This is a genomic window from Micromonospora sp. DT4 (genome assembly GCF_049841675.1).
Taxonomy (GTDB): domain Bacteria; phylum Actinomycetota; class Actinomycetes; order Mycobacteriales; family Micromonosporaceae; genus Micromonospora.
This window is the reverse complement of record NZ_JBNCKT010000172.1, coordinates 1-7,862: the sequence shown is the minus strand read 5'-3', so window position 1 is coordinate 7,862 and position 7,862 is coordinate 1. Positions and strand designations below refer to the sequence as shown.

Annotated in this window: 7 protein-coding genes; 1 reads left to right on the top strand and 6 read right to left on the bottom strand. The window is 74.0% G+C overall.

The features are described 5' to 3' along the window. Positions 1 to 163 precede the first annotated feature (163 nt). Genes ACLQ24_RS27660 through fxsA form a run of 3 tightly spaced genes read right to left on the bottom strand, consistent with a single transcriptional unit; the run spans position 164 to position 3,263 of the window. A complete protein-coding gene (locus ACLQ24_RS27660; protein WP_425894674.1) occupies positions 164 to 1,861 on the bottom strand; it encodes an aKG-HExxH-type peptide beta-hydroxylase in 1,698 nt (565 codons plus the stop codon). Continuing rightward, positions 1,858 to 3,024, bottom strand: coding sequence for an FxsB family cyclophane-forming radical SAM/SPASM peptide maturase (locus tag ACLQ24_RS27655; RefSeq protein WP_425894673.1), 1,167 nt, complete (start codon positions 3,022 to 3,024; stop codon positions 1,858 to 1,860). The genes ACLQ24_RS27660 and ACLQ24_RS27655 overlap by 4 nt, the downstream gene beginning before the upstream one ends. Before the next feature lie 47 nt (positions 3,025 to 3,071). Next, a complete protein-coding gene (gene fxsA / locus ACLQ24_RS27650; RefSeq protein ID WP_425894672.1) occupies positions 3,072 to 3,263 on the bottom strand; it encodes an FxSxx-COOH cyclophane-containing RiPP peptide in 192 nt (63 codons plus the stop codon). Positions 3,264 to 3,762: 499 nt separating this feature from the next. On the opposite strand from fxsA, the gene ACLQ24_RS27645 reads away from it, so the two are divergent. Continuing rightward, a complete protein-coding gene (locus tag ACLQ24_RS27645; RefSeq protein ID WP_425894671.1) occupies positions 3,763 to 4,896 on the top strand; it encodes a carboxylate-amine ligase in 1,134 nt (377 codons plus the stop codon). A 46-nt stretch (positions 4,897 to 4,942) separates the two neighbouring features. Here the strand turns inward: ACLQ24_RS27645 and ACLQ24_RS27640 are convergent, their stop codons facing one another. From ACLQ24_RS27640 to ACLQ24_RS27630, 3 genes are all read right to left on the bottom strand, one after another. Further along, a complete protein-coding gene (locus ACLQ24_RS27640) occupies positions 4,943 to 6,727 on the bottom strand; it encodes an N-acetylglutaminylglutamine amidotransferase (RefSeq protein WP_425894670.1) in 1,785 nt (594 codons plus the stop codon). Positions 6,728 to 6,890: 163 nt separating this feature from the next. Next, entirely contained in the window at positions 6,891 to 7,064 is a 174-nt protein-coding gene (locus ACLQ24_RS27635) for a hypothetical protein (protein WP_425894669.1), read from the bottom strand. Positions 7,065 to 7,169: 105 nt separating this feature from the next. Continuing rightward, the gene (locus ACLQ24_RS27630; protein ID WP_425894668.1) at positions 7,170 to 7,460 is read right to left on the bottom strand and encodes a DivIVA domain-containing protein; all 291 of its coding nucleotides are present in this window, start codon (positions 7,458 to 7,460) and stop codon (positions 7,170 to 7,172) included. Positions 7,461 to 7,862 lie beyond the last annotated feature (402 nt).

The following is a 7,862-nucleotide window of genomic DNA, read 5'->3' as shown; positions in this document are numbered from 1 at the left end:
ACGACAGGGGCGGTAAGTCATACCGGGCCGAGCGACCGAGCAGTCCCCGGCTGGGGACGATCAAAAAGGTAACGGGGCTGGCCCGTGCGCGTCGCGTCCGCGGGCAGCTGGCGTGTGGCGTCGCATCCGGGGGCGAGCGGCGTCGCTGCCCGCAGCCGACCGGTCAGGCGGACTGTGCCAGCCAGGCCGCGAGCGTGAGCGGGTCGGCGTCGGGGAGCGTGTGGCTCAGCGCCTGCACCAGCTCGGGCCGGCGGGTCAGCACCCCGGCCGCCGCCGGTTGCCCGGTGTGGCGGGCGGTCAGTGCGAGCCCCACCCAGGCATCGACGTCACCGGGGTCGGCCGCGAGACGGCGGCGGTAACCGGCCAGCGCGTCCTCGGAGTTGCCCGCCGCGTACGCCTGGTCGCTCGGGCTCGACCCGGGCGGCCCGCCGCCACCCAGGAGCCGGTGGCGGACGGCGGCCTCGGGACCGCTGCCCAGGGTGAGAGCGGGACGGGCCGTGGCCGGGACGACCGTCGGCGCCGAGCGGCCGACCTCGGGTGGCACGCCGTGTCGCCACGCGTGCGCCAGGCGGGCCACCTCGTGCGGGTCGGGCAGCAAGTTGGCCAGGCCCCAGCGCACCGTGCCGGCGTCGGCCACGTCCCGCACGGCGGCCTCGACCGGGCCGTCCACCGGGTCGCGCCAGCCGCGCAGCGTGCGCTCCATGTCGGCCACGAACGACCGGCCGGCTTCGGTCAGCTCGGCCGAGCCGGCGAGCTGCCGGACCGCGCGGATGGTCTGCTCCCGCCAGTACGCGTACTCGAACGCGGCCGCGGTGCCCTCGTGCCGTCGGCGACGCCACACCTCGGCCACACCCAGGTGGGCGTACGCGCCTTGGAGCAGCGCGCCGACCGGGCGTGGGTCCAGTCGCCACGGCGCCCGGTAGCGCGCCGGCCCGCCCGCCTGGTAGAGCGGGACCAGGTCGAGTAGCGCGCCGAGTTTGGTGTGCTGCACCTCGTGCACGAGCAGCAGCGCGAGGGTCTGCGCGTCGGCCGGCACGGAGAGCGCGATGGCCCCCAGCGCGTCCCTGCTGGTGGCGCTCACCGGGTTGCCCGAGGGCGGCGGTCGCAGCGGCACGAGTGAGCGCAGCAGACCAGCCAGCGCGTCGGCCTGCGCCGGAAGGTGTTCGCGCAGCCACTGCCCGGCACCGGCGGCGAGACGGTCCAGCCGGGCGGCCCCCGCGTCGTCCAGTCGGGGCGCGGACGGACGGTGGTAGCAGTTGCGCCACGGGTCCTGGTCGTCGACGAGCACCCCGGCCGCGTCGAACGGCACGGTCCTGCGCGCCGGCTGCCAGTCGATTGCGCCGTCACCCGCGTCCAGCAGCCGTCCGTCGCGCGCGTCGACCCGTACCCCGTCGTCGGCCGCGCCGGCGTCGATCCGCAGCGTGCCGGCCTCGCCGCACAGCCGCACCGCGTCGTCGGCGCACAGCCCCGTCGCCGCGCCGACGGTGGGCAGCGCGAGCACACCGTCGGCCGGGCGGGGCAGCATCAGCGTGAACGTCAGGCCGGCGCGGCTCGCCGCGGCCGCGGCGAGCGTCGCGAGGTAGGTGGGGCCGGCCGCGCCGTCGAGCGCGGCGCGGGCCCAACCGGTCACCGGTGGATGCGCCAGCACCTCGGCCACGGTTGCCGGTTTGGCGTGTTCGGCCCGGGTCAGCAGGTCCAGACTCTGCCGGGCGAGCGGCTCGGCGCGGCAGGCGCGGGCCGCGGCGACGGTCAGCAGTCGGCGGCGACCGAGCTGCCCGCCCCGCAACACGGCGATGGTGTCGGCGTCGCCGTGGCCGGTGGCCAGTCCGGCGAGCTGGGCCGCCGTCAGAGGGGCCGTCACGGGTGCGCCGCCGGTACGCTCCGACGACGCAGCGCCTCCAGGTCGGCGGTCACCGTTTCCTGGACGTGCCGGATCAGCCGGAACAGGTCGGCGCAGTAGACCGACGGGTGGCTGAACCCGACGCCGTCGCGGAAGCGGTGCGCGTACAGGCCGCCGCCGCAGACGTCGACGACCGGGCAGGCCCGGCAGGCCGGGGCCAGCGCCGCGATCCCGGTCGGGCGCCCGGCCAGCGACGGATGCCGCAGCGCGTCGTCGAAACTGTGCCGGAAGACGTCGTAGCCGGTCCGCATCGCCGACGCCGTGGTGGTCTTGAGTGTGTCGGTCCCCTCGATGGTGCCGTCGGTCTCGATCGTCATGACATCCGGCTCGGCGACGCCCAGCGCCTGTGTGCCGCTGCGCCCGCCCAGCAGCAGCGCGATCAGCGACTCGAACAGCCGGATGCCGGTCCGCCGGGGCGTCTCGGCGTACCAGCGGTCGAAGACGGCGATCAGCCAGTCCGCGTACGGGGTGGCGGGGTCGTCGGGGTGACGGCCGGGTGGGGGAGCGCTCCAGTTCCCGTGCGGCAGCAGAAGATCCAGCCGGGGCGGGTCGAACTCCCGCAGGCCCTCGTAGACGGCGATCGGGTCGTTGGCCAGGTCGACGGTGCAGAGCAGGCCGGCGTAGCGGGCGCGGTGTTCGGGCCGCGCCAGCAGGCGCAGCGCGGCGGCCACCTCGGTGAAGCTGCCGCGCCCGTCGGCGTGGCGTCGGTGGCGGTCGTTGGCCGTGCGGTCGCCGTCCAGGCTCACGCCGACGTCGATGCCGTGCGTGTGACACAGGTCGAGCGCCGCCTCGTCGAGCAGCAGCCCGTTGGTCTGCATCGCCACGTCGAGTGTGGCCCCTGCGGGCAGCGCGGCGCGCAGCGTGCGTACCGTCCGGTCGAGCACGGCGAGGCCGGCGAGCAGCGGCTCACCACCATGCAGCACCACCCGGACACGGTCGCTGCCGTGTCGGGCCATGTGGGCGGCGAGCCGGTCGGCGACCCGGCGTACGGTGCCGGGGGCCATGATCCGGGGCCGGGCCCGCCAGTCCTGGTCCGCGTGGCGGTAGACGTAGCAGTAGTCGCAGGCCAGGTTGCATCGCGAGTGGACCTTCAGCACCACCTGGCGGACCTGGGGCGCGGCCACGGCAGGACGGTGCCGGGTGGCCGACGGCGGTGCGTCGGCCGGCACGGTCAGAAGCTCGACTCGAACGCCGACACGTCGCCGGGCCGGCCCGGCTCACCCTCGGTGGCCAGCGTGCCCAGCACGTGGGCCAGGACGCCGTCACCCGCCCCGGCCAACAGGTCCGCCAGGGGTACGTCGCCGAGCTGCACCAGAGCGGTGCCGACAGTGCGGGGGATGGGCGGCTGGTCGTGGTCAGCCACCGTGGACCGTCCTTCGGTCGAAGACCGGCACCTGAGTCACCGCTGCGCTCACTCCGCCTTTCTACACCATCGCACCCGACCCGCGAGGGCGCGACACCGTACCCCGTACGCGCTGGCCACCGTGCCGTTACCTGGCGTACGACCGGGGCCGCCCGGCTACCCGGGTCGCGCTCACCCTGCGTCTGCTCGGTGGCCTGCGTGCCGCCGAGATCGCCCGCGCGTTCCCGGTGCCGGAGGCGGCGATGTACACGGACAGCGCCGGCCCGCACCGGTCCGCGCCGACCTGCTGATCCGGCTCGGCCGCGACGCCGAGGCCGTCGAGGCGTACCGGACGGCCGTCGCGTTGACGGACAACGCGGCCGAACGGGCCTTCCTCACCGCGCGGGCGGTCGCGCTGACTACGGGCTGACCGCGCGTTTGCCGATGGCCCCGGCCGGGAAACCGAGCCGCCCGTCGGCCGGGTACCCGCCCGTGGCCACAGCAGCGGATGGAGGCGGCCATGGCGTACCGTCCGACGACCGTCGACACCCGGCCCGACCTCGGCCCCCTCACCCTCGGTGTCGAGGAGGAGTTCCTGCTGCTCGACCCGGACAGCGGCCGGAACCTGCCGGTGGCCGACGAGGTGCTGGCCGCGCTGCGCGGCCGGGCCCGCGACCAGAGCCGCCAGGAGTTCCGGCACAGCATGGTGGAGATGGTCACCCCGGTCTGCGCCGACCTCGGCGAACTGCGTACCCAGTTGGTGGCGCTGCGGCGCTCGGCCGTCGAGGCCGCCGCCGGGGCCGGGGCCCGGCTCGTGGCGGTCGGCGCGACGCCGGTGGCCGAGCCGCACCGGACGGTGCCCGACGAGCCGCGCTACCACGCCATGTCGCGCCGGTACGGTCCGGTGGCGCACGACCCGGCGGTCTGTGGCTGTCACGTGCACGTCGGGCTGCCGGACCGGGAACTGGCCGTGCAGGTCTGCAACCACCTGCGGGTGTGGCTGCCGGTGGTGCAGGCCATCACCGCCAACTCGCCACTGCACGACGGGTACGACACCGGTCACGCCAGCTGGCGGTCGATGCAGCTGGAGCGCTGGCCCAGCATCGGTCCCACCCCGTACTTCGACTCGGTGGCCGACTACGACCGCACTGTCGACGAGCTGATCGCCGCCGGCATCATGCTCGACGCGGCAATGGTCTACTGGTACGCCCGGCCGTCGTCGGCGTACCCGACGGTCGAGGTGCGCGTCGGCGACGTGTGTCCGACCGTGGACGACGCCGTGCTGGTCGCCGCCCTGGTCCGCGGCCTGGTCGCGACCCTCGCCGACGACGTACGCGCCGGGGTGCCCGCCCCGGATGTACGCGACTGTCTCGTCGCCGCGGCGCACTGGCGGGCGGCCCACGACGGTCTCGACGGCGCGCTGGTCGACCTGCGGGCCGGCGGGGCCCGGCCGGCCTGGGACCTGGTCGACGACCTGATGGCGACGATCGCCCCGGCGTTGCTGCGCCACGGTGACCTGGGCTATGTCCTGGCTGAACTGGCCCGACTGCGGCGCGACGGGACCGGCGCGACACGGCAGCGCCGGGTGTTCGGCGAGACGGGCGACCTGCGCGCCGTCATCGACGACCTCGCCGCCCAGACCGCCGCCCACTGACGGGCAGCGCAGGTCGGCGTGCGCCGACCGGGCCCGGGTTGGTGGCTCAGCGGATGTCGTGGGTCTGTAGCCACAGCTCCAGCAGACCCAGCTGCCACAGCTTGTTGCTGCCGGCCGCCGCCTCGGCCCGGTGCGGCTCGGCGAGCAGGCGCGCCACGTACTCGGGACGGAACAGACCGCGCTCACGCGCCACCGGGGCCTGCAACGACTCCGCGACCAGCTCGCGTACCGGCCCGTTCACGTTGCGCAGCGCCGGCACCGGGAAGTAACCCTTCGGCCGGTCGATCACCTCGGCCGGCAGCACCTCCCGGGCCACCTCCTTGAGGACGCCCTTGCCGCCCTGGGCCACCTTGTGCTCCGGGGGGCAGTGCGCGGCGAGCGTGACCAGGTCCTGGTCGAGGAACGGCGTGCGCACCTCCAGTCCCCACGCCATGCTCATGCTGTCCACCCGTTTGACCGGGTCGTCGGGCAGCATCAGGTGGGTGTCCAGGCGCAGCACCGCGTCCAGCGCGGTCTGCGCCCCGGGCGCGCCGAGGTGTCCGGCGAGCAGGTCCCGGCTGGCGTCGTGGTCCAGCGCGTACGCTGGGCCGACGATGGCGCGCAGCTCGTCGTGGTCGCGGTCGAAGAACGCCGCGGCGAACGTCTCGGCGGCGCCGTGCCGGGGAGCGTCGACCAGCGGCTGGTGGTAGCCGTAGCCGGCGAACACCTCGTCGGCACCCTGCCCGGACTGGGCCACCTTCACGTGCTTCGCCACCTGTTCGGAGAGCAGGTGGAAGGCGACGACGTCGTGGCTGCCCATCGGCTCGGTCATGGCCCGCACGGCATTGCGGACGGCGGGCGCCAGGTCGTCGTCGGCGAGCCGGATCCGCTGGTGATCGGTGTCGTACGCGCGGGCCACCAGGTCGGAGTAGTGGAACTCGTCGCCGGACTCGTCGCCGTGGCTGTCGAAGCCGATGCTGAACGTGCGCAGGTGCTCCTGGCCCGCCTCGGCGAGCAGCGCCACGATGAGGCTGGAATCCAGACCACCGGAGAGCAGCACACCGACCGGCACGTCGGCGACGAGCCGCCGGCGTACGGCGGCGCGCAGCGCGTCGCCGATGGCGGCCCGCCAGTCGGCGGCGTCCATCTCGGTGTCGGCCGGTTCCCGTACGTAGTCGGGCTGCCAGTACACCTGCTCCCGGCTGCGCCCGTCGGCCTCGATCACCCGCAGGGTGGCCGGTGGCAGCTTGCGGACGCCGCGCAGCACGGTCCGCGGCGCGGGCACGATCGAGTGCCACGACAGGTAGTGGTGCAGCGCCACCGGGTCGATGCCGGTGTCGACGTCCCCGGCGCGCAGCAGCGCGGGCAGGGTCGAGGCGAACCGGAGTCGCCCGGGGGTCTCGGCGAGGTAGAGCGGTTTGATGCCGAGCCGGTCGCGGGCCAGGACGAGCCGCCGCCGGACCCGGTCGACCAGGCCGATCGCGAACATGCCGACCAGGTGGTCGACGAAGCGTTCACCCCAGTGGGCGTACGCCACCAGGATCACCTCGGTGTCGCTGGTGGAGTGGAAGGCGTACCCGGCGTTGCGTAGTTCCTCGCGCAGCTCCGGGTAGTTGTAGACGCAGCCGTTGAAGACCAGCGCGAGGCCCAGGTCGTCGCGCACCATCGGCTGGCCGCCGGCGTCGGACAGGTCGATGATGGTCAACCGGCGGTGTCCCAGGGCCACCCAGTCGTCGGTCAGCAGGCCCTCGTCGTCCGGGCCGCGCGAGCGCATCGCCTCGGTCATCCGGGTGACCGCTGCCGCGTCGGGCGGTCGGCCGTCGAAGCGCGCCTCCCCGCTGATCCCGCACATATCAGCCGGGGCGGTGCTGGTTCAGGGCGGACATGGCCCTCCTGTCAGGTTTCCCCGACTGGTGGTGGCGGGGCCCGCAGTGGGAGCGGGGCCGCTGGCTACCCGGGCAGGGGGCGGGCAAACGCGCAGGCGCTCCCGCGTCCGGTGGGCCTGCGCGTCCGATTCAGCCTCGCAGGGTGCGCAGGATGCGGGCCAGCTCGGCGCGGTCGGTGCCGGGGAGGTGGCCGAAGAAGCGGTCCGCCTCGGCGCGGCGAGCGGCCCGGATGGCGGCGCTGACCCGGGTGCCCTCGGCGGTCAACGCGACGAGGGTGGCCCGGCGGTCCTTCGCCGCCGACACGGCACACCACCTCCGTCGGGTACCGACACCATGCGCGTTCCCCGGCGAACTGCACCGAGGCTCGGCCGTCGATGACGAGCAGGTCGCCGGGGGAGGGGCGCGCGGTCACCAGTGGCCGGCGTTGTGCTGCTCGTGCGGTGGCCGGCACTCTCGCGCGTGCATGGTCTGCCAGTCGCGCAGCGCCCGTCCGAGCCGGTCGTTCTCGCGGCTGAGCAGCCGTACCGTCTCGTTGAGCATGGTCAGTTCGTCGGCGACGCGGGTCTGGAACTCGCGTACCTCATCGAGGTCGACGCCGCGCCGACGCGCGGCGAACTCGCGGGTCCGCACCTCGTACGGCGTCAAGCGGGCCGGATAGCCGGCGGGGTGGGGCTGGCTTCCGCGATACACCTGAGCCACGACGCTCCTCTCTGCGGGCAGGCGGGATTGCGCAAGGTTTGTTCGATGAGGTCGGGACGGGCACGCGCCCGCCCCGACCGAGGGGATGAGCCGAACTCGTTGCCACGCGAGGATCGGCTTCCGATCAACCATATATGCCTAAGTGGCCACTGCAACGCTTAGTTGTCTGGCCAGTGCGTATCGTGATCATATTGGCGTGCCACGCGAGGAGCGCCATGCCACAGACACCGGACTACATCCGGATCTCGGAAGAGATCATCAGGGACCTGCGCAGCGGGAAGGTCGAGCCAGGCGACAAGTTGCCCTCGATCGCTGACATGTCCGACCGTACGTATTCAGCTTGAGGTAGCCGTTTGAGGCAACCACGGCCCGGTGGTGAACAGCTGTTTGAGGACGTCGAGG